The following is a 20,075-nucleotide window of genomic DNA, read 5'->3' on the forward strand; positions in this document are numbered from 1 at the left end:
CTACTGGATGATGATTTCCTTGAACAGGACGGCGTCGATCTTGGAGGGATAGATCGCCACGTTGACGCGCTTGGCGAGTTCCTCCTTGACGCGGAAGAGCCCGGCCGAGCCGTCGAGATCGGAGGTCCTGAGTTCGCGCAAGTACACCTGGAAGGCGTCGAGCACGCGCGGCAGCACCGGCTGGATCTTGCCGGCGACCGTCTTGTCGGTGACCTCGAGCGCGATCCGGACCTTGAGATAGGTGGCGCGCTGGTCGACCGTCGAGAGATTGACGGTCATCTCCGGCAGTTCGACGAACATCACGTCCTTCTGCGGCGCGCCATGGCCGCCGGCGTCGCCATGGGCGCCACCGCCGCCCTTGCCGCCGAACATCCCCATGAAATAGGCCCCGGCCCCACCGCCGCCGACCAGCACCACCGCGCCGACCGCGCCGATCAGGATCATTTTCTTCTTCTTGGCCTTGGCGGCATCGCCGTCGGCGGGCTTTTCCGCCTCGTCCTTCTGCGTCGGCTTCTTGGCCATCAGGGCTCCTCGGGAAGTGCCCGCCCTGCGTCCGAACGGACGCCTGCCGGCCACGCCCCACCTTTGCGTGTCGGGCCGCCCGCGCATCGGCCCAAAACCGGCACGCATGCGGCTCTATGGGCGGGAATGCCCATCGATCCTGCACCGTCAACTCTTGCTTAGGAATGGTTAACGGGTCGTAAAGATTAACGGTTTGGCAAGAGATCCCCGCGCGCCGCGTCGCCTGCGCGCGCCCGCGCGAGGGACGCCGAACCGCAGCGGCAAACTCTTCTCGGTCGACGGGGCCTGGCCCGGCAGAAACTGCCCGCGGCCCGGCGCCCCAATCTCAACGCTCTGATTTCATTGGGTTCCGTGTCTGGCACGGTCTTCGCATTAACCATGCCGACCGCCCAGGCTGGGGAGCCGGGGAGCGGTCGCCGGGGAAGACCGAAATGGAAAATGCGCAGCTCGTCGGGCTGGCGCGTCAGGCCACGCTGCAGCGGCAGCTCGACCTGATCGCCAACAACATCGCCAACGTCAACACCAACGGCTTCAAGGCGCAGACCCTGCTCTTGGAGGAGACCCGTCAGCCCCAGGCCAGCGCCGACAGCTTCCTGACGCCCGACCGGCCGATCAGCTTCGTCATCGACGACGCCAATCTCTACGACTTCCAGCCCGGCCAGATGATGCAGACCGGCAATCCGACCGACCTCGCCCTCGACGGCAAGGGCTGGTTCGTCGTCCAGACCGCCCAGGGCGAGCGCTTCACCCGCAACGGTTCCTTCGCCATCAACAACGAGGGCCGGCTCGTCACCCGCGACGGCGACACCGTGCTGACCGATGCCGGGCCGCTGACGCTCGCTCCGAACGAGCAGACCCCGACGATCGCCGCCGACGGCACGATCTCCACCAACCAGGGCGTCCGCGGCAAGCTGCGCGTGGTCGACTTCGCCAATCCGGGCGAGCTCAAGAAGATCGGCGAGACGCTGTTCGAGGGCCAGAATCCCCAGCCGGCGACGCTGCCGCGCGTGGTCCAGGGACAGATCGAGAAATCCAACGTCCGCGCGGTCGTCGAGCTGACGCGGATGATCGCGGTCGGCCGCGCCTACGAGTCGGTCGCGAAGTGGATGCAGGACGCCAACGACCTGCGCCGCAACGCGATCGAAAAGCTCGCCACCGTCAACTGAGGAGGGTCTGACCCATGAAGGCTCTCCATATCGCAGCCTCCGGCATGATGGCGCAGGAGCTCAACGTCGAGCTCATCTCGAACAACATCGCCAACATGCGCACGACCGGCTTCAAGCGCCAGCGGGCCGACTTCCAGGATCTGCTCTACCAGAACCTGCGCCAAGTCGGCTCGCAGGCCTCCGACGCCGGCAACGTGCTGCCGACCGGCGTACAGATCGGCTCGGGCGTGCGCACCGCCGCGACCCCGCGCATCATGTCCCAGGGCACGGTCGAATCGACCGAGAAGGAACTCGACATCGCCATCCGCGGCGAAGGGTTCTTCCGCATCCTGCTGCCGGACGGCCGCACCGCCTATACCCGCGACGGTTCCTTCGAGCGCGATGCGACCGGGCAGATCGTCACCGCCAACGGCTACACGCTCGATCCGGCGATCACCGTGCCGGTCAACGCCACCGGCCTGACCATCAGCCCGCAGGGCGCGGTCTCGGCCGTCGTCGGCACCGCCACCACTGCGACGGTGCTCGGCCAGATCCAGATCGCCCGCTTCGTCAACAAGACCGGCCTCGAGGCGATCGGCGACAACCTCTATCTGGAAACCGCCTCCTCCGGTGCCGCCCAGCTCGCCAATCCGGGCGACGAGGCCTACGGGCAGCTGCTCCAGAACCATCTCGAAATCGCCAACGTCAATCCGGTCTCGGAGATCTCCGACCTGATCGCCGCGCAGCGCGCCTACGAGATGAATTCGCGCGTCATCCGTGCGGCCGACGAAATGATGTCGGCCACCATCCAGTTCAAGTGACAGGCTGAGCCATGACCGCCCGCCCCGCCTTCCTCAAGTCCCGCGCCGCGGCCGCACTCGCGCTCGCGCTTGTGGCGACCGGCGCCGACGCCCGGCCGGTGCTGCGCGCGAGCGTCACCGTCGGCGCCGACCTCGTCACCATCGGCGACTTCTTCGACGATGCCGGCGCGCTCGCCGACCGGGCCATCTTCCGGGCGCCCGACCTCGGCACCACCGGCACCGTGCCGGCCTGGCGGGTCATCGCGGAAGCGCGCGCCGCCGGGCTGACCGACGCCACCGAGGGCAATCTGGTCGAGATCTCGGTCACCCGCAGCGCCCGCGAGATCGGGGCCGGCGAGATCCAGCGCCTGGTCGGTGCGGCGGTCGCCCGCCAGATGAACGTTGCCGGTGTCGACAGCCTCCAGATCACCTTCGACGCCCCGCTCGAGCCGCGGCTCGCCGACCAGCGCTCCGCAACCCCGATCCGCGTCGCCAGCATCAGCCTGCTGCCCGGCCAGGACCGGTTCGAGGCGCTGCTGCTGCTCGACCGCGGCGGCAGCCAGGACCGCATCCGGCTGCGCGGCGCCGCCGTGGAGGTGGTCGACATCCTGACGCTCGCCCGGCCCGTGGTGCGCGGCGAGGTCGTCACCGCCGACGATCTGATCGTCGACCGGGTGCCGAAGCGCCAGGCCGGTGCGGTCAGGCCGATCGCCCCGGAGGAGATCGCCGGCCTCGCCGCCCGCCGCCAGTTGCGGGCCGGGCAGCCGATCGTCGCCTCCGACTTCACCAAGCCGGTCCTCGTCCAGCGCGGCGAGACCGTCGCGATCGTGTTCGAGAGCCCAGGCCTGATCCTGACCGCGCGCGGCCAGGCGCTGGAGCCCGGCGCCCTCGGCCAGACCGTCAGCGTGCTCAATCAGCAGTCCAAGCGTAGCGTGATCGGCGTCGTCACCGGACAGGGCCGGGTCACCATCGGCGGCCGCACGCCGGTCGCCAGTCTCGCCGGAGGTCCCAAGCCGTGAACACGTCCCCGCTCGCCATCCTGCTCCTCGGCACGACGCTGCTGGCCGGCTGCTCGACCGTCGACCGGCTCGCCAATGTCGGTGAGCAGCCGAAGCTCAGCGCGATCAAGGACCCGACCGCGGCGACCGGCTACAAGCCGGTCAGCATGCCGATGCCGGAGCCGCAGGTCGCCGCCTATGCGCCGAATTCGCTCTGGCGCTCCGGCTCGCGCGCCTTCTTCAAGGATCAGCGCGCCGCCCGCGTCGGCGATATCCTGACCGTCAAGGTGACCATCGGCGACAAGGCCGAGATCGACAACGAGACCAAGCGCTCGCGCACGCATAGCGAGAATGTCGGCCTGACCGGCCTGCCGGCGGATGCGATCCAGAAGGTCATTCCGAGCAACAGCACGACCACGCCCGCCGCCCTGGTCGGCGACACGTCGAGCTCCGCGTCCGACGGCAAGGGCTCGGTCAACCGCTCCGAGACGCTGGCCACCAATGTCGCCACCGTCGTCACCCAGGTCCTGCCGAACGGCAACATGGTCATCGAGGGCAAGCAGGAGGTGCGGGTCAATTTCGAGGTGCGCGAGCTGATCGTCGCCGGGATCATCCGGCCGGAGGACATCGCCGCCGACAACACGATCGATTCCACCAAGATCGCCGAAGCCCGCATCGCCTATGGCGGCCGCGGCCAGATCACCGACGTGCAGCAGCCGCGCCTCGGCAATCAGGTGATGGACATCCTGCTGCCCTTCTGACGCGACCCCGGCCGGCACGCAGCCGGCCCCGTCTCCCCAGACAGCAATGGGACGGCCCCGCCAGCGGCCGTCCCCCCCGAACGCGCCGGATCCCCCCGGGACTCCCCACCCGGCCGGCGTGCCAACGAGGCGCGGGTCCGCCCCGGGACCCGCGCCTCCCGTCTCGTCTCCGCCATCCCGTCCCGCACCGGAGGTCCCGGTCGCCGGACTTCGCCGGCCTCAGCCGGGCGCATACTGGGCGAGGCCGTCGCCGAAGGACCAGTCGGCGGGGCCGTTCTCGATGACGACCACCATCACGTCCTGCGGCCGCAGGCCGGCGCGTTCCGCGGCACCGTCCGCGATGGCGCGGTAGAGCGCGCGTTTCTGGTCGTCGGTCCGGCCGCGCCGGAACGTGATCGTGACGATCGCGGCCTCGGCGCTGCGTTCGACGCCGAGATAGGTCGGATCGATCGTCAGGCCATCGGCGGCGTGGCGGGCGACGACGTGAAACCGATCGGCCTCCGGCACCCCGGCGGTGGCGACCAGCGCCTGATGGACGGCATCGGCCAAGCCCCGGACGCGCCCGGCCGCGAGCGCTTCCGGCACGTCGATGCGGACGAGCGGCATCAGAGCCTCCCGGCCGTCAGCGAGATTTCGAGGCCGCGGTCCCGCGCCGGGCGCGGCCGGCGGGTCTGCCGCGGACCGGCGAGGCGCCGCAGGAGACCGCCGAACGCGGCCCCGATCGCGGCCGCCCGCTCGGCCTCCGCCTGCCGCCGGAGCCGCGGATAGTCGGCCGGCGTCGCCGCCGGCGGCTCGAAGGCATTGTGAATCGCATCGTGCATGGTGGTTCTCCGCAACAGCCGGCGCCGCAACGCCCTCGGCCGGGCGCCCGGACTGCACCGGATGTGCGGTCCCGCCGGCGCGGGCCGGAATGGCAGGATGCTATTCGATCCTGAACGGCGTATAATTCGCGATCAGGCGCCATCTCTGCTGACGGAAATTCATGAATAAGGGCACGCCGACCGACGAACTGGCCACCTTCGTGCGGGTCATCGACCTCGGCAGCTTCGCCGCCGCGGCGGCCGATCGCGGGCTGACCGCCTCGGCTGTGTCCAAGATCGTGTCGCGGCTGGAGGACCGGCTCGGCGTGCGCCTGATCGAGCGCACCACGCGCCGGCTCGTGCTGACGCCGGAGGGCGAGACCCTGCTGGCGCGCGGTCGCGACATCGTCGCCGCGGTCGCCGCCGCCGAAGCCGAAGTGATGGCGGCGCGCGGCCGTCCGCGCGGCCTCGTCCGGGTGACCACCGGCACGGCCTTCGCCAAGCACCGGCTGGTGCCGCTGCTCCCCGATTTCCACGCGCTCTATCCCGAGATCGCACTCGATCTCGCCGTCGCCGACCGTCGCGTCGACATCATCGGCGAGCAGATCGATGTCGCCATCCGCACCGGCCCGCTCGGCGATTCCAGCCTGATCGCCCGCACGCTGGCGACCTCGACCCGCGTCGTCTGCGCCGCGCCGGCCTATCTCGCCCGGCACGGTGCGCCCGTAGTGCCGGCCGAGCTCGCCGCCCATATCTGCCTGCGGCTGACCGGCTATGCCCGGCTGGCCGAATGGCCGATGCGCATCGACGGCCGCATCGTGCCGCTGAAGGTCTCCGGCGCGATCACCTGCGACAGCGCCGACGTGCTGCGCGACATGGTGCTCGCCGGCCTCGGCATCGCCCGGCTGGCCGCCTTCATGATCGAGGACGACCTCGCCGCCGGCCGGCTGGTGCCGCTGCTGGTCGAGCACCATGTCCCGGAGCCGGTGCCGATCACCGCCCTGATGCCGCCCGGCCGGCAATCCCTGCCGCGCGTGCGCGCGCTGGTCGACTTCCTCGCCGCCCGCCTCGATGCCCGGACCTGAAGCCGCGGCTCACGCGCGCCAGCGCAGGACCCGCTTCTCGATCGCCGCGATCCCCTTCGAGACCGTCAGTCCCATGGCCGAGAGCACCAGGACGCCGGCGACGAGCTGGTCGGTCGCCATCAGGTTGCCGGCGGAGAGGACCAGCGCGCCGATGCCGTAGCGCGCGCCGATCATCTCGGCGGCGGTCAGCAGGATGATGCCGATCGAGGCGGAGATGCGCGCGCCGGAGAGCAGCGCCGGCATGGCGCCGGGCAGCACGATCTTGAGCACGATGGCGCGGGTCGGCATGCCGAAGCTCTGCGCCATGCGGACGAGGTTGCGGTCGACCCCGTCGACGCCGCCGAAGGCCGCGATGGCCATCGGCGAGAACACCCCGAAGGCGATGGTGGCGACCTTGGACACCTCGCCGATGCCGAGCCAGAGGATGAACAGCGGCAACAGCGCGATCTTCGGCACCGGGAACATGGCCGAGACCATCGGCAGCGCCGTCGAGCGGGCGAGCGACGACAGTCCGATGGCGAAGCCGACCACCGTGCCGGCCGCCGCGCCGATCACCCAGCCGAGGCCGAGCCGCCACAGCGAGGCGGCCAGATGCTGCCAGAGCAGCCCGGACGTCGCGAGATCCAGGAAGGCGCGGCCGACCTCCTCGGGCTTCGGCAGCGCCAGCGGGCTGACCCAGCCATACTGCGTCGCCGCCCACCACAGGCCGAGCAGGCCGAGAAAGGTCGCCGGCGCGCCGAAGCGCAGGCTGCGCGGCGCGAAGCCGCCGCCGCGGAACGGCACCGGCCGGATCGGCGCGCCGGACGGGGACGCCGTAGCCGGGGGATAGGCCCGATCGGTCGTGCCTTCGGCGGGCGGGACGGCCGGCTCAGCCATGGACCATCTCCCGGTCGGCCGCCGCGGCCTCGCCGCGCACCAGATCCCAGATCTGTTCGCGTGCCGCGCCGAGCGCCGGCGAACCCTCGCGGCGCCGGTCGAGCGGCTCGGCGATCTCGACGATGGCGCGGATACGGCCCGGCCGGCGCGACAGGACCACCACCCGGTGGCCGAGCCGCACGGCCTCGGCGACATTGTGGGTGACGTAGACGGCGGTGAAGCGGGTCTCGGTCCACAGCCGGACCAGGTCCTCGATCAGCAGGTCGCGCGTCTGGGCGTCGAGCGCGGACAGCGGCTCGTCCATCAGGAGCACCGCCGGCTCGACCGCGAAGGCGCGCGCGATGGCGGTGCGCTGCTTCATGCCGCCGGACAGCTGGCGCGGATAGGCTCCTGCGAAATCGGACAATCCGACCCGCGCCAGGGCCTCGGCGACCCGCCGCGCGCGCTCGTCGGCACCGAGCCGGTGATGTTCGAGCGGCAGCGCCACATTGCCGGCGACGGTGCGCCAGGGCACCAGCGCGAAATCCTGGAACACGTAGGTGAGCGGATTGAGCGAGGCGGCCGGCGGCGCACCCCGCATCTCGACGCGGCCGGTCGCGGGTCGCTCGAGCCCGCCGAGCATCCTGAGCAGCGTCGACTTCCCGCAGCCGGACGGGCCGAGCAGGGCGACGATCTCGCCGCTCGCCACCGTCAGCGAGATGTCGTCGAGCACGGTCAGGCCGTCATAGGCATGGCCGAGGCCGGTCGCGATCAGATCCATCGGTCCGCCCGCCCCGTGCCCCTGCGCCCTGACCCGGCCCGCCTCACTTGGCGAAGGAGATGTCGACGAAGCCCTTCGCGTCCACGTCGGCGCCGACCAGCTTCTCGGTCTTCATCCAGGCGACCTGCCGCTCCAGATCGGCGAGATCGACCCGCGCCCGCTCGTCGACCGCGACCGCGGAGGCGAACACCTTCGGGGCCGCCGTTTCGGCGGCTTCGGACGGATAGACATGCTTGGCGACCAACGCCGCCGTCGCCTTGGCGGCATCGTCGAAGATGCGTTCGCCGGCAGCGTCGACGCGCATGAAGGCGGCGGCATAGTCGGCCATGCCCTTCTGGTAGGCGCGCACGAAGCGTTCGGTCAGGTCGCGATTGCCGGTCGCCACCTTGGTGGCCACGAACAGGGCGCCGAACTGGTATTGGGCCAAATCGGAGAACCAGCCGATCAGCTTGGCCTCGCCGCGATCGATCATGCCGCGGGCGAGATGCGGGGCGATCAGCGCGCCGTCGACCTGGCTGGACTTCACCGCCGCCATCATGTTGGGCAGGGTCTGCAGCGGCTTCATCTCGACCTTGGCGAGATCGAAGCCCTTGGCGGCGGCGATCTGGCCCATCTGGTAGTGGAACGAGGAGCCGACCTGGGTGATCGCGATCGTGGTGCCGGGCAGCTTCTCGAAGGCGTTGAAGCCCTTGGCATAGGCGTCGTTGGAGGCGATCAGCGCGTTGCCCTTGACGCCCTTCTTCTCCATGCCCTGCGAGGCGACGACCTTGAGCGCGCCCTTGGCGGCAAGATTGAAGGTGCCGGCGGTCAGCGCCGTCAGCCCGAACTGGAGATCGCCCGACGCGATGGCGACGGCGATCGGCTGCGCGGCCTCGAAGAACTGCAGGTCGGGTTCGATGCCCTCGGCGGCGAAATAGCCGCGCTCCTTGGCGATGAACAGGCCGCCCGACGAGACGAAGCGCAGCACGCCGACCGCAACCTTGTCGGCCGCCGCGGCCCGCCCGGGCAGCACCATGGCGGCGAGCCCTGCGGCTCCCAGTCCTGCGAAGCCGCGCCGCGAAATCCCGCCCATGTCTGCCTCCCGCACGATATTCGTTCTTGATTTCGGCCGACCGCCGAAAGACTGGCCGGGCCGCGATTGTCTCGGCGCCGCCACCGGGGCCGACCCGTGCCGCCATGGCGGCGGTAATGCCGTCGACCGGCGACGGCCGCATGAGCCGAGCATCCGCCCGCGGCCGGCACGCCGGGGCGACGCGGCCGCGGCAAGTCTAGCGCAGGCCGACCGCCGGCGAAATCGCCGCCGCGCCCATGGCGGCGCGCCTTGCGTCCGCCCGCCCCGCACGGGGCGCGGACGCTGCCGGCGCCTCGGCGCGGCCCCCGTCTCGCGTCTCACGTCTCTCGGCTCCCGGCATCCCGATCCCGGAAGCCCTATCGCATCAATCGTCGCGGTAGACCCGCTCGCGCCGTTCGTGGCGTTCCTGCGCCTCGATCGACAGTGTCGCGATCGGGCGCGCATCGAGCCGTTTCAGGGAGATCGGCTCGCCGGTCTCCTCGCAATAGCCGTAGGTCCCGTCGTCGAGCCGCTTCAGCGCGGCGTCAATCTTGGCGATCAGCTTGCGCTGCCGGTCGCGGGCGCGCAGTTCGATGGCACGATCGGTTTCCGAAGAGGCCCGGTCGGCGAGGTCGGGATGATTCTGGCTTTCATCGGCCAGATGCTGCAGAGTCTCTTTGGACTCCTTCAGGATATCATCCTTCCAGGCGTTAAGCTTCTTGCGGAAATACTCGCGCTGACGATCGTTCATGAAGGCCTCGTCGTCCGACGGGCGGTAATCCTCATCGAGCTCGATCGACACCATATGTCTTGCGTCTCCCATTGATCCCCCTCGCGAGGCGGGCGGAATATAGACACGGTACGGACCGGATACAACGCCGCATCGACGACGCGCGCATGAACATTCGCCACCGCCCAAAAATAAGGCGATCCACGGACTTAGGAGCTTTTGTCGAGATGGCCGGTGATGAAGCCGGGTCCGCGCTGCGGTCGGCAGCCGTTGCCGCCAGGGATCCGGATCGCCCCGCGCGGGCCTATTCCGGGAAACGGCCGCGCTTGGCCAGTTCCACGCGGGCGCGCAGCTCGATCTCGTCGAGCAGCGCATCGACCTCGGCCTCGCCCGCCTCGGCCCGGTCGCCGAGCACGCCGGCAAGCCGTTCCAGCCGCTCCGGCGCGATGTCGCCGGACAGGAGATCGACGCGGATGTCGTCCAGGATGTCGAGCATGGCGAAGCCGCGCTTGACCGCCTTGCGCCGACGTTCGTTCGGCACCTCGACCGCCTGCAGGGCCATCAGGGCGGCGACATCGTAGATGCCAGTCGCCGCTGCCGTCGTGGTGGCGCGCTGGGTCTGCGCCTCGGGCAGCACGAAGCCGGTCCCCGCCCCGGTCTTCCGGGAGGCGCCCGGCCCCGCCGCAAGCCCCGTCCGGTTCGGCCCCTCGATCCGCATCGTCTCACCCCATCGCCGGCATCCGGCAGATCCGATTCCTGCACGGTCCGGACGTCTCCGGTCGGAGGATTCGCCGGCATGGTTAACGAAGGCTTAACGACCCGGCAGAACTTGCCGGGCCGCGACGCTTCCTGCCGGTGACGAAGCGGTCCCGCGAGCCCTCGATCGATGGCTCGGGCGCGACATATCCATGAAAAGACGGACGTTTTCGTCTCCCCGCCGGTCTGGCACGGACCTCGCAAGGTGTTCGGGCGAAATCTCTGGGAGACCTCGTCCGATGCCGCGAACCGTCCTGAAGCGCCTTGCCGCCGTCCTGCTGTGCGGCCTGGTCGTCCTGCCGGGCGGCGCGGCGCCCGCGGCGGCGGCATCGCGAATCAAAGATCTGGCCTCGATCGAGGGCGTGCGCGAGAACCAGTTGGTCGGCTACGGCCTGGTGGTCGGGCTCAACGGCACCGGTGACAGCCTCAACAATGCGCCCTTCACCCGGCAATCCCTGCAGGCCATGCTGGAACGGTTGGGCATGAACACACGCGGCGCCAACCTGCGTACCGCCAATGTCGCCGCCGTGATGGTCACCGCCAACCTGCAGCCCTTCGCCACCCAGGGCAGCCGCATCGACGTGAACGTGTCCGCGCTCGGCGACGCCAAGAGCCTGCAGGGCGGCACACTGCTGGTCACCCCGCTGCTCGGCGCCGACGGCGAGGTCTACGCGATCGCACAGGGGCCCCTCGCCGTCTCCGGCTTCGTCGCCAAGGGCGACGGCGCCAGCGTCACCCGCGGCGTCCCGACCACGGCCCGGATCGCCTCCGGGGCGATCGTCGAGCGCGAGATCGAATTCAAGCTCGCGACCATGAACTCGGTCCGCCTGTCGCTGCGCAATCCGGACTTCACCACAGCCCGGCGCATCGCGCAGGCGGTCAACGACCTGCTCGGCCAGCCCGTCGCCGAGCCGACCGATCCGTCCAACGTGCGCATCACGCTGCCGCAGAAGTTCAACGGCAACATCGTCGACCTGATCACCGACATCGAGCAGCTCGCCGTGCAGCCCGACCTGCCGGCCAAGGTGGTGGTCGACGAGGCCTCCGGCATCATCGTGATGGGCCAGGACGTGCGCGTCTCCACCGTCGCCATCGCGCAGGGCAACCTGACCGTCACGGTCACCGAGGATGCCCAGGTCAGCCAGCCGAACCCCTTCTCGCAGGGCCAGACCGTGGTCACCCCGCGCACCCAGGTCACCGTCAATACCGACGACAAGCGCCGGCTCGGCATCGTGCGGGAAAGCGTCTCGCTGCGCGAACTGGTCGACGGGCTCAACGCCCTCGGGGTCGGTCCGCGCGACCTGATCTCGATTCTGCATGCGATCAAGGCCGCCGGCGCCCTCCAGGCCGAAATCGAGGTGATCTGATGCGCATGACCGCCGACATCGCCATGCCGCCGTCGGCCCTGCACAGCGTGCCGACCGCCGACAAGTCCGGCGACCGCGCCAGCCGGATGCGCGCCGTCGCGCAGGAATACGAGTCCGTGTTCCTGTCCAGCATGCTCAAGCAGATGATGCCCGAGATCGATGCCAAGAGCCCGTTTCACGGCGGCTCCGCCGAGGAGACCTGGCGCGGCATGCTGGTCGACCAGTACGGCAAGTCGATCACCAAGGCCGGCGGCATCGGCATCGCCGACGCCGTCTATCGCGAACTGATGAAGGTCCAGGAAGGAGCCCGGTCGTGAACGACGTGTTCGTGCCCTCCGACGAGAACCCCGAAATCCTGGTGATGACGCCCGCCGCGGCGGAATCGATCCTCGCGGAGCTCGCCGCCACCATGGAGGGCCTGATCGGGGCGATCGAAGAGGAGACGCGCCTCGTCCGCGCCGGAGCGCTGATCAAGGCGAGCGAGATCGAGCCGGAGAAGTCCCGGCTGGCCGCCGCCTATGTGCGCATCCGCAGCCGCGTCAAGGCGAACTCGGTCGCGCTGGCCCGCCACGCCCCGGCGGCGGCCGAGGCGCTGCGCCGGCGCCACGCCGAGTTCGCGGACCTGCTGAAGATCAATCTCGCCGTGCTCGCCACCGCCCGGGAGGTGGCCGAGGACATCCTGCGCAACGTGTCGGAATCGGTCGGGCGGCAGACCGGTCCGCGCACCTACGGGCCGGGCTCGACCGTACGCCCCGCCGCGCAGGTCGGCGCCCGCGGGATCGCGCTCGATCGGAGTCTCTGACCGCCGCCGGCGAGTCCCGTCCCGTTGCGGAAGGTTAACGGCGGAAGTCCCCGAATTCACGCATTCGATTTAAACTCTCCGGATATTGCACAGGATGCTTTGCCCAACACCCTGCGGGAGCGTCGAATTCGATCGCGAAGACTCGGCTCAATCGGCCGATACCTGGAAATTCGAGATGATGAATTAACGAACGATTCAATCCGACGGCCTAGCGTGGTCCCGTTAGTCAGTGCGGGTCCAGGAGGACCCAGGAGATAGCCATGGACACCGGGTTGACCAGAACGGTCGCGAGCCCGCAGCCAGTGGCTCCTGCCCGACCGCCGGAGCTCTCGGCCGCGACCAAGACGGAATTGCCGATCGAAGCCACCGTGACGCAGGCGACCGCGTCCGGAGAGGCGCGCGGACGCGATGCCCAAGCGGAGAGCCAGGCGGCTCGCGCCGGCATCCAACTGCCCAGCCTGCGCCGCCGCGAGATCGAGAACGACGCCGCGACCGGCATGATCGTGATGAAGTATATCGAGGAGAATTCCGGCCAGGTCGTCGACCAGGTGCCGGCGGATGCCTATCTGCGCATGAAGAACGCGCTCAACGTGCTTCTCGAATCGGACATGAACCAGAGCCACGCCGCGCAGTACAGCGCCTGAAAGGGCGCTGTCGCCGGCCGGCTGAACACCGCCGCCCGCACGGGCCGGCGGCTTTTGGCGTTGGCGGTCAGTCGGCGACGCCCGTAAACTGATGATTCACCGTGAATCCTCCGTAAGTCAGGCTAAAGACGATTCAGACTCTGATAGCCAAAGCAACAAAAGACCCAAAACGGGTTTCTATTCTTGATTTGGCAGAAAGGAAAACCCGGCCAGGGTGCGGCGTCTTCAGAAGGAGACGTGGACTAACCCCCCAGGACGGGATCTAATCAATGAGCGATATCGTTCTCTCGAAGGGCATCAGGTCGAACCTGATGCAGCTCCAGAATACCGCCGCCAACGTCGCGCTGACCCAGGGTCGCCTCGCCACCGGCAAGAAGGTGAACTCGGCTCTCGACAATCCGGCCAACTTCTTCACCTCGCAGTCTCTGTCCAGCCGCGCCAACGACCTGTCGAACCTGCTCGACGGCCTGTCCAACGGCATCAAGGTGCTGGAAGCCGCCGACAACGGCCTGAAGGCGATCACCAAGACCGTCGAGTCGCTGCAGTCGACCGTGCTGCAGGCACGCCAGGACAAGTCCAACAAGACGGAGTCCTTCACGCTCGACGCCACGGCGATCGGCACGTCCTCGGTCAAGAACATCTCGTTCTCCGGCGGCGCCGTCGGTTCGACCGCGGTCAACGTCGCGCTGAACGCGACCTCGTCTGCCGCCGTGCAGAGCACGGTCGCCGGCTCGGCCGCCTATCAGGCCCCGACCGCCGGATCTGCCGCGACCTCGGGCGGCGTCACCGCTTCGGGCACCTTCGCGTCGATCACGCTCGGCGCCTCCGACACGCTGAAGTTCAACGTCTCGGTCGACGGCAGCGCCCAGGCCCTGACCTTCACCAAGGCGGAAGTCGATACCGCGCTCGGCGGCAGCACCGGCACGATCGGCTCGGTCGACGACCTCGCCACGGTCATCAATTCCAAGCTGACCGGCGCGACCGCCTCGAATTCGTCCGGCGATCTCCGCCTGACCTCGTCGAGCACCGGCACCTCGTCCAACGTCAGCGTCACCTCCGTCGCCATCAATGACGGCTCCTCCGACACGGCGACCAACTCGACCGGCTTCGACGGTACCGCCGGCCAGACCGGCACCGCCGGCGCCGCCGCCGTGGCGGCCGTCGACCGGGTCATTTCGATCTCGGACGGCACCAACACCGCCAACATCACGCTGACCTCGGCCAATGCCGGCGACGCCGCCACCGCGGCGACCTACATCAACTCGCAGCTGACCTCCGCCGGCATCACCGGCACGGTCAGCAACAGCTCCGGCACGCTGACGCTCGCCGGCGCCTCGAACGGCACCAACAGCCTCACCGTCTCCGGTGCCGGCGCCTCCGCGGTGTTCGGCGCGAGTGCCACCACCACGGCCGGCACCGCCGCGGTGACCGGCGCGGTCAAGTCGGTCGACGAGCTGGTGACGGCGATCAACGGCAACTCCTCGCTGACCGGCAAGATCAAGGCGTCCAACGACAACGGCAAGCTGCGCATCGAGAACATCTCGACGTCGGATCTGACCGTCACCGGCGCCAATTCCTCCGGTTCGGTCACCGGCTCCGGCTCGGTGACCAACACCATCGGCGCCAACGAGGTGCGCAAGAACCTGGTGACGCAGTTCAACGACCTGCGCGGCCAGCTCGACAAGCTGTCCGACGACGCCTCCTTCAACGGCGTCAACCTGCTCAAGGGCGACAAGCTCAAGCTGAACTTCAACGAGAACTCGACCTCCACCCTCGAGATCCAGGCGAAGGACTCGGCCGGCGCCGTCCGCGAGATCACCAACGCCAAGCTCGGCGTCACCGCCGCCACCAATGCCGAGTTCGAGAGCGACGCCTCGCTCGACAGCCGCGTCGAGAGCCTGCGGTCGTCGCTCGACACGATCCGTTCGCAGTCGTCGTCCTTCGGTTCGAACCTGTCGATCGTGCAGAACCGGCAGGACTTCACCAAGAACATGATCAACACGCTGCAGACCGGTTCCGACAACCTCGTCCTGGCCGACGCCAACGAGGAAGCCGCCAACCTCTTGTCGCTGCAGACCCGCCAGCAGCTGTCCCAGACCGCCCTGTCGCTGGCCAGCCAGGCCGACCAGGGCGTGCTGCGACTGTTCTGAGCCCTCGGGCTTTCCGGTAACGCATCGTTAACGGTGCGGCGGGGTTTGCGTCCCGCCGCACCGAATTCCCGAAATTCCTTCGCGTCCCCTTCGAGAAAGGGCCGAATCTCCGGCATCGAATTAACGACCTGGCAAGACCCCCATGGTGTCATGGCGCATCTCTCAGGATGAGAGGCGTCAATAGCACCCAGGATGGGAGCCAGTACTATGAGTGATATCGTCCTTTCGAAGGGCATCAGGTCGAACCTGATGCAGCTCCAGAATACCGCCGCCAACGTCGCGCTGACCCAGGGTCGCCTCGCCACCGGCAAGAAGGTGAACTCGGCCCTCGACAACCCGGCCAACTTCTTCACCTCCTCCTCGCTCTCCAGCCGCGCCAGCGACCTGTCGAACCTGCTCGACGGCCTCTCCAACGGCATCAAGGTGCTGGAAGCCGCCGACAACGGCCTCAAGGCGATCACCAAGACCGTCGAATCGCTGCAGTCGACCGTCCGTCAGGCGCGCCAGGACAAGTCCAACAAGACCGAATCCTACACCCTCGACACCGCGACGATCGGCACCGCGACGGCGAAGAACATCTCGTTCTCCGGCGGCGCCGTCGGTTCGACCGCGGTCAACATCGCGCTGAACACCACCTCGTCCGCAGCCGTCGCGAATTCGATCGCCGGCTCGGCCGCCTATACGGCCCCGACCGCAGCGGTGCAGAGCACCGTCGCCGGCTCGGCCGCCTATCAGGCCCCGACCGCCGGTTCCGCGGCGACCTCGGGCGGCGTCACCGCCTCGGGCACCTTTGCGTCCTTCTCGCTCGGCGCCTCCGACTCGCTCGAGTTCAACGTCACCGTTGACGGCTCCGCCCAGGCCCTGACCTTCTCCCAGGCTGAAGTGATCTCCGCGCTCGGCGGCGGCGGCGGCACGATCGCCACTGTCGACGAACTCGCCACGGTCATCAATTCCAAGCTGACCGGCGCGACCGCCTCGAATTCGTCCGGCGACCTCGCCCTGACCTCGTCGAGCACCGGCACCTCGTCCAACGTCAGCGTCACCTCCGTCGGCATCAACGACGGTTCGAGCACCACGGCGACCAACTCGACCGGCTTCGACGGCACCGCCGGCCAGACCGGCACCGCCGGCGCCGCCGCCGTGGCGGCCGTCGATCGGGTCATCTCGATCACGGACGGCACCAACACCGCCAACATCACGCTGACCTCGGCCAATGCCGGCGACGCCGCCACGGCCGCGAGCTACATCAACTCGCAGCTGACCTCCGCCGGCATCACCGGCACCGCGACCAACAGCTCCGGCACCCTGTCGCTGGCCGGTGCCGCGAACGGTTCGAACAGCCTGACCGTCGGCGGCGCCGGCGCCTCTGCCGTGTTCGGCGCGAGCGCCACGACGACCGCCGGCTCGGCTGCCGTCGACCGCGTGATCTCGATCTCGGACGGCACCAACACCGCCAACATCACGCTGACCTCGGCCAATGCCGGCGATGCCGCCACGGCCGCGACCTACATCACCTCGCAGCTGACCTCCGCCGGTATCACCGGCACGGTCAGCAACAGCTCCGGCACGCTGACGCTGACCGGCGCCTCGAACGGCTCCAATACCCTGACCGTTTCGGGCGCGGGCTCCGCCTCGGTGTTCGGCGCGTCCCCGACCACCACGGCGGCGACTGCGGCGGTCACCGGCGCGACCAAGACCGTCGACGAAATCGCCGACGCGATCAACGCCAACTCGACCCTGTCGGGCAAGGTCAAGGCCTCCAACGACAACGGCAAGCTGCGCATCGAGAACCTGTCGACCGCGGATCTGACCGTCGGCGGCGTAAGCTCGACCGGTTCGGTCACCGGCGCGGGCTCGGCGTCGAACACGATCGGCCCGAACGACATCCGCAAGAACCTGGTGACGCAGTTCAACGACCTGCGCAACCAGCTCGACAAGCTGTCGGACGACGCCTCCTTCAACGGCATCAACCTGCTGAAGGGCGACAAGCTGAAGCTGAACTTCAACGAGAACTCGACCTCCACCCTCGAGATCCAGGCGAAGGACACGGCCGGCAACGTCCGCGAAATCACGAACTCGAAGCTCGGCATCGATGGCGCGACCAACGCCGAGTTCGAGGACGATGCGCAGCTCGACGACCGCCTGAACAGCCTGAAGGAATCGCTCGACACGATCCGTTCGCAGTCGTCGTCCTTCGGTTCGAACCTGTCGATCGTGCAGAATCGCCAGGACTTCACCAAGAACATGATCAACACGCTGCAGACCGGTTCCGACAACCTCGTCCTGGCCGATGCCAACGAGGAAGCCGCCAACCTCCTGTCGCTGCAGACCCGCCAGCAGCTGTCCCAGACGGCTCTGTCGCTGGCCAACCAGGCCGACCAGGGCGTGCTGCGACTGTTCTGATCGCTGCGAAGACTGTTCGGACGCCATCGGCGGCGGGGTTCTCCCCGCCGCCCTTTTCGCGTTGGTCCGGATGAATCGCGGCACAGCTTGTAAACACTTCATTAACCCTAATGAGTGCTTAATGCCCCGAACAGTAATCGACTCTGCGTCGAGGCCCTGCGAGGGAAGCCAAAGATGTCCGATATCGTCCTTTCCAAAGGCATCCGCAACAATCTGCTCCAGTTGCAGAATACAGCGGACAAGGTCGCCCTGACGCAGGGGCGGTTGTCGACCGGCAAGAAGGTCAATTCGGCACTCGACAATCCGACGAACTTCTTCACCGCCGCGTCGCTGACCAGCCGGGCGAAGGACCTGACCAACCTGCTCGACGGCTTGTCGAGCGGCATCAAGGTGCTGGAAGCCGCCGACAACGGTCTCAAGGCGATCACGCGGACGATCGAATCACTTCAGTCCACGGTCCGTCAGGCGCGCCAGGACAAGACCTTCAAGTCGCAGACCTACTCGCTCGACACCACGACGATCGGCACCTCGGCGCTGAAGAACATCTCGTTCTCCGGCGGCGCCGTCGGTTCGACCGCGGTCAATGTGGCGCTGAACACCACCGCCGCAGCGGCCGTCCAGAACACCATCGTCGGTTCGGCCGCCTACACGGCGCCGACCGCAGCGGTGCAGAGCACCGTCGCCGGCTCGGCCGCCTATCAGGCCCCGACCGCAGCGGTCGCCGCGACCTCGGGCGGCGTCACCGCTCCCGGCACCTTCGCGTCCTTCTCGCTCGGCGCGTCCGATACGCTGAAGTTCGACGTGTCCGTCGACGGCACGACCCAGAACCTGACCTTCACCCAGGCCGAAGTCATCACCGCGCTCGGCGGCGGCGGCGGCACCATCGCCACTGTCGACGAACTCGCCACGGTCATCAATTCCAAGCTGACCGGCGCGACCGCCTCGAACAGCTCCGGCGACCTCGCCCTGACCTCGTCGTCGACCGGCACGTCGTCCAACGTCAGCGTCATCGGCGTCAACATCAACGACGGCACCACCGACACGCCGACCAATTCGACCGGCTTCGACGGCACCACCGGCGCCACCGGCACCGCCGGCACTGCTGCGGTCGCCGCCGTCGACCGGGTGATCACGATCTCGGACGGCACCAACACCGCCAACATCACGCTGACCGCCGCCAATGCCGGCGATGCCGCCACCGCGGCGTCCTACATCAACGCGCAGCTGACCTCCGCCGGCATCACCGGCACGGCGACCAACAGCTCCGGCACCCTGTCGCTGGCCGGTGCCGCGAACGGCTCGAACAGCCTGACCATCGGCGGCGCCGGTGCCTCTGCCGTGTTCGGCGCGGGTGCCACCACCACCGCCGGCACCGCCGCCGTCGACCGGGTCATCTCGATCTCGGACGGCACCAACACCGCCAACATCACGCTGACCTCGGCCAATGCCGCCGACGCCGCCACCGCCGCGAGCTACATCAACTCCCAGTTGACCTCCGCCGGCATCACCGGCACGGTGACCAACAATGCCGGCACGTTGACGCTCTCCGGTGCGGTGGCGGGCACCAACAATCTGACCCTCTCGGGCGCCGGTGCGACCGCCGTGTTCGGTGCCAGCCCCACCACGACGGCCGGCACGGCCGCAACGGGCGGCTCGGTCAAGACCGTCGACGAACTGGTCGCGGCGATCAACAGCAACACCAGCCTGACCGACAAGGTTCGCGCCTCCGCCGACAACGGCAAGCTGCGCATCGAGAACCTGTCGACCGACGCGCTCGACATCTCCGGCATCGCCAGCGGCGCCGTCACCGGCACCGGCACCACGACCACCGATGCGATCGGTCCGAACGATGTCCGCAAGAACCTGGTGACGCAGTTCAACGACCTGCGCAACCAGCTCGACAAGTTCTCCGACGACGCCTCCTTCAACGGCATCAACCTCCTGAAGGGCGACAAGCTCAAGCTGTTCCTGAACGAGAATTCGACCTCGACCATCGAGGTCCAGGCGAAGGACACGGCCGGCAACGTCCGCGAGATCTCGAACACCAAGCTCGGCATCGATGCCGCCACCAATGCGGAGTTCGAGGATGACACCGCGCTCGACAGCCGCCTCGACGGCCTGAAGACCGCGCTCGATACGATCCGCTCGCAGTCCTCGTCCTTCGGCTCGAACCTGTCGATCGTGCAGAACCGCCAGGACTTCACCAAGAGCACGATCAATACCCTGCAGACCGGCGCCGACAACCTGACGCTGGCCGACATGAACGAGGAAGCCGCCAACCTCCTGTCGCTGCAGACGCGCCAGCAGCTGTCCCAGACGGCTCTGTCGCTGGCCAATCAGGCCGACCAGGGCGTGCTGCGACTGTTCGGCTAAGATCGTTTCGCGTAAAAGCCGACGCAGCCGGATCGGGCGGGCGTCGGCTTTC

General features: G+C 68.5%; 20 protein-coding genes. 12 read left to right on the top strand and 8 right to left on the bottom strand.

The genetic code is table 11. The features are described 5' to 3' along the window. Window positions 1-522 carry a flagellar basal body-associated FliL family protein gene (locus ABB55_RS05310; protein ID WP_054357880.1) on the bottom strand — a complete coding sequence of 174 codons (522 nt, stop codon included), beginning with the start codon at window positions 520-522 and terminating at the stop codon, window positions 1-3. A gap of 431 nt (window positions 523-953) precedes the next feature. On the opposite strand from ABB55_RS05310, the gene flgF reads away from it, so the two are divergent. The 4 genes from flgF to flgH are packed head-to-tail and all read left to right on the top strand — an operon-like array spanning window position 954 to window position 4,226. Further along, window positions 954-1,688, top strand: a complete 735-nt coding sequence (gene flgF / locus ABB55_RS05315; protein WP_054357881.1) for a flagellar basal-body rod protein FlgF — start codon at window positions 954-956, stop codon at window positions 1,686-1,688. A 14-nt stretch (window positions 1,689-1,702) separates the two neighbouring features. Further along, window positions 1,703-2,488: a flagellar basal-body rod protein FlgG gene (gene flgG / locus ABB55_RS05320; RefSeq protein ID WP_054357882.1), complete on the top strand. Its 786-nt coding sequence runs from the start codon at window positions 1,703-1,705 to the stop codon at window positions 2,486-2,488. An 11-nt stretch (window positions 2,489-2,499) separates the two neighbouring features. Beyond that, a complete protein-coding gene (gene flgA / locus ABB55_RS31100) occupies window positions 2,500-3,486 on the top strand; it encodes a flagellar basal body P-ring formation chaperone FlgA (protein WP_054357883.1) in 987 nt (328 codons plus the stop codon). Beyond that, the gene (gene flgH / locus ABB55_RS05330) at window positions 3,483-4,226 is read left to right on the top strand and encodes a flagellar basal body L-ring protein FlgH (protein ID WP_054357884.1); all 744 of its coding nucleotides are present in this window, start codon (window positions 3,483-3,485) and stop codon (window positions 4,224-4,226) included. The genes flgA and flgH overlap by 4 nt, the downstream gene beginning before the upstream one ends. A gap of 219 nt (window positions 4,227-4,445) precedes the next feature. Here flgH and ABB55_RS05335 read toward each other — a convergent pair whose 3' ends face one another. Continuing rightward, window positions 4,446-4,832, bottom strand: a complete 387-nt coding sequence (locus ABB55_RS05335) for a tautomerase family protein (protein WP_054357885.1) — start codon at window positions 4,830-4,832, stop codon at window positions 4,446-4,448. Further along, the gene (locus ABB55_RS05340; protein ID WP_054357886.1) at window positions 4,832-5,047 is read right to left on the bottom strand and encodes a hypothetical protein; all 216 of its coding nucleotides are present in this window, start codon (window positions 5,045-5,047) and stop codon (window positions 4,832-4,834) included. Before ABB55_RS05340 ends, ABB55_RS05335 begins: the two co-directional genes overlap by 1 nt. 161 nt (window positions 5,048-5,208) lie before the next feature. Between ABB55_RS05340 and ABB55_RS05345 the strand changes: the two genes are divergently transcribed. Further along, complete coding sequence (locus tag ABB55_RS05345; RefSeq protein ID WP_054357887.1) at window positions 5,209-6,111, top strand: LysR family transcriptional regulator; 903 nt, start codon at window positions 5,209-5,211, stop codon at window positions 6,109-6,111. A gap of 9 nt (window positions 6,112-6,120) precedes the next feature. Here ABB55_RS05345 and ABB55_RS05350 read toward each other — a convergent pair whose 3' ends face one another. The 5 genes from ABB55_RS05350 to ABB55_RS05370 form a co-directional block, all read right to left on the bottom strand. Next, complete coding sequence (locus tag ABB55_RS05350) at window positions 6,121-6,987, bottom strand: ABC transporter permease (protein WP_083463372.1); 867 nt, start codon at window positions 6,985-6,987, stop codon at window positions 6,121-6,123. Next, window positions 6,980-7,747: an ABC transporter ATP-binding protein gene (locus ABB55_RS05355; protein WP_054357888.1), complete on the bottom strand. Its 768-nt coding sequence runs from the start codon at window positions 7,745-7,747 to the stop codon at window positions 6,980-6,982. The genes ABB55_RS05350 and ABB55_RS05355 overlap by 8 nt, the downstream gene beginning before the upstream one ends. Before the next feature lie 43 nt (window positions 7,748-7,790). Then, window positions 7,791-8,819, bottom strand: coding sequence for an ABC transporter substrate-binding protein (locus tag ABB55_RS05360; protein ID WP_054357889.1), 1,029 nt, complete (start codon window positions 8,817-8,819; stop codon window positions 7,791-7,793). 364 nt (window positions 8,820-9,183) lie between these two features. Then, entirely contained in the window at window positions 9,184-9,603 is a 420-nt protein-coding gene (gene dksA, locus ABB55_RS05365) for an RNA polymerase-binding protein DksA (RefSeq protein WP_276557212.1), read from the bottom strand. Window positions 9,604-9,832: 229 nt separating this feature from the next. Beyond that, a complete protein-coding gene (locus ABB55_RS05370) occupies window positions 9,833-10,246 on the bottom strand; it encodes a flagellar assembly protein FliX (RefSeq protein WP_054357890.1) in 414 nt (137 codons plus the stop codon). Between the two features lie 277 nt (window positions 10,247-10,523). On the opposite strand from ABB55_RS05370, the gene ABB55_RS05375 reads away from it, so the two are divergent. The 7 genes from ABB55_RS05375 to ABB55_RS05405 all read left to right on the top strand — a co-directional run bounded on the left by ABB55_RS05375 (window position 10,524) and on the right by ABB55_RS05405 (window position 20,023). Next, complete coding sequence (locus tag ABB55_RS05375; protein WP_054357891.1) at window positions 10,524-11,651, top strand: flagellar basal body P-ring protein FlgI; 1,128 nt, start codon at window positions 10,524-10,526, stop codon at window positions 11,649-11,651. 5 nt (window positions 11,652-11,656) lie between these two features. Continuing rightward, on the top strand, window positions 11,657-11,968 hold the full coding sequence (locus ABB55_RS05380) for a rod-binding protein (RefSeq protein ID WP_210168249.1): 312 nt from the start codon (window positions 11,657-11,659) through the stop codon (window positions 11,966-11,968). Next, window positions 11,965-12,453: a hypothetical protein gene (locus tag ABB55_RS05385; RefSeq protein WP_054357893.1), complete on the top strand. Its 489-nt coding sequence runs from the start codon at window positions 11,965-11,967 to the stop codon at window positions 12,451-12,453. Before ABB55_RS05380 ends, ABB55_RS05385 begins: the two co-directional genes overlap by 4 nt. A 260-nt stretch (window positions 12,454-12,713) precedes the next feature. Continuing rightward, a complete protein-coding gene (locus ABB55_RS05390) occupies window positions 12,714-13,097 on the top strand; it encodes a hypothetical protein (RefSeq protein ID WP_054357894.1) in 384 nt (127 codons plus the stop codon). A gap of 269 nt (window positions 13,098-13,366) precedes the next feature. Further along, window positions 13,367-15,247 (top strand): flagellin N-terminal helical domain-containing protein, encoded by a 1,881-nt coding sequence (locus tag ABB55_RS31105; protein ID WP_054357895.1) that lies wholly within the window; start codon window positions 13,367-13,369, stop codon window positions 15,245-15,247. 207 nt (window positions 15,248-15,454) lie between these two features. Next, window positions 15,455-17,650, top strand: coding sequence for a flagellin N-terminal helical domain-containing protein (locus ABB55_RS05400; RefSeq protein WP_054357896.1), 2,196 nt, complete (start codon window positions 15,455-15,457; stop codon window positions 17,648-17,650). A gap of 174 nt (window positions 17,651-17,824) precedes the next feature. Further along, complete coding sequence (locus tag ABB55_RS05405; RefSeq protein ID WP_054357897.1) at window positions 17,825-20,023, top strand: flagellin N-terminal helical domain-containing protein; 2,199 nt, start codon at window positions 17,825-17,827, stop codon at window positions 20,021-20,023. Window positions 20,024-20,075: the final 52 nt, after the last annotated feature.

The sequence above is a fragment of the Prosthecodimorpha hirschii genome, assembly GCF_001305515.1.
GTDB lineage: Bacteria > Pseudomonadota > Alphaproteobacteria > Rhizobiales > Ancalomicrobiaceae > Prosthecodimorpha > Prosthecodimorpha hirschii.

Bases quoted from the DNA above. Each gene is read 5' to 3' on its own strand.
- ABB55_RS05310 (WP_054357880.1), bottom strand. From the start codon at position 522: ATGGCCAAGAAGCCGACGCAGAAGGACGAGGCGGAAAAGCCCGCCGAC.
- flgF (WP_054357881.1), top strand. From the start codon at position 954: ATGGAAAATGCGCAGCTCGTCGGGCTGGCGCGTCAGGCCACGCTGCAG.
- flgG (WP_054357882.1), top strand. From the start codon at position 1,703: ATGAAGGCTCTCCATATCGCAGCCTCCGGCATGATGGCGCAGGAGCTC.
- flgA (WP_054357883.1), top strand. From the start codon at position 2,500: ATGACCGCCCGCCCCGCCTTCCTCAAGTCCCGCGCCGCGGCCGCACTC.
- ABB55_RS05335 (WP_054357885.1), bottom strand. From the start codon at position 4,832: ATGCCGCTCGTCCGCATCGACGTGCCGGAAGCGCTCGCGGCCGGGCGC.
- ABB55_RS05340 (WP_054357886.1), bottom strand. From the start codon at position 5,047: ATGCACGATGCGATTCACAATGCCTTCGAGCCGCCGGCGGCGACGCCG.
- ABB55_RS05345 (WP_054357887.1), top strand. From the start codon at position 5,209: ATGAATAAGGGCACGCCGACCGACGAACTGGCCACCTTCGTGCGGGTC.
- ABB55_RS05350 (WP_083463372.1), bottom strand. From the start codon at position 6,987: ATGGCTGAGCCGGCCGTCCCGCCCGCCGAAGGCACGACCGATCGGGCC.
- ABB55_RS05355 (WP_054357888.1), bottom strand. From the start codon at position 7,747: ATGGATCTGATCGCGACCGGCCTCGGCCATGCCTATGACGGCCTGACC.
- ABB55_RS05360 (WP_054357889.1), bottom strand. From the start codon at position 8,819: ATGGGCGGGATTTCGCGGCGCGGCTTCGCAGGACTGGGAGCCGCAGGG.
- dksA (WP_276557212.1), bottom strand. From the start codon at position 9,603: ATGGTGTCGATCGAGCTCGATGAGGATTACCGCCCGTCGGACGACGAG.
- ABB55_RS05370 (WP_054357890.1), bottom strand. From the start codon at position 10,246: ATGCGGATCGAGGGGCCGAACCGGACGGGGCTTGCGGCGGGGCCGGGC.
- ABB55_RS05375 (WP_054357891.1), top strand. From the start codon at position 10,524: ATGCCGCGAACCGTCCTGAAGCGCCTTGCCGCCGTCCTGCTGTGCGGC.
- ABB55_RS05380 (WP_210168249.1), top strand. From the start codon at position 11,657: ATGACCGCCGACATCGCCATGCCGCCGTCGGCCCTGCACAGCGTGCCG.
- ABB55_RS05390 (WP_054357894.1), top strand. From the start codon at position 12,714: ATGGACACCGGGTTGACCAGAACGGTCGCGAGCCCGCAGCCAGTGGCT.
- ABB55_RS31105 (WP_054357895.1), top strand. From the start codon at position 13,367: ATGAGCGATATCGTTCTCTCGAAGGGCATCAGGTCGAACCTGATGCAG.
- ABB55_RS05400 (WP_054357896.1), top strand. From the start codon at position 15,455: ATGAGTGATATCGTCCTTTCGAAGGGCATCAGGTCGAACCTGATGCAG.
- ABB55_RS05405 (WP_054357897.1), top strand. From the start codon at position 17,825: ATGTCCGATATCGTCCTTTCCAAAGGCATCCGCAACAATCTGCTCCAG.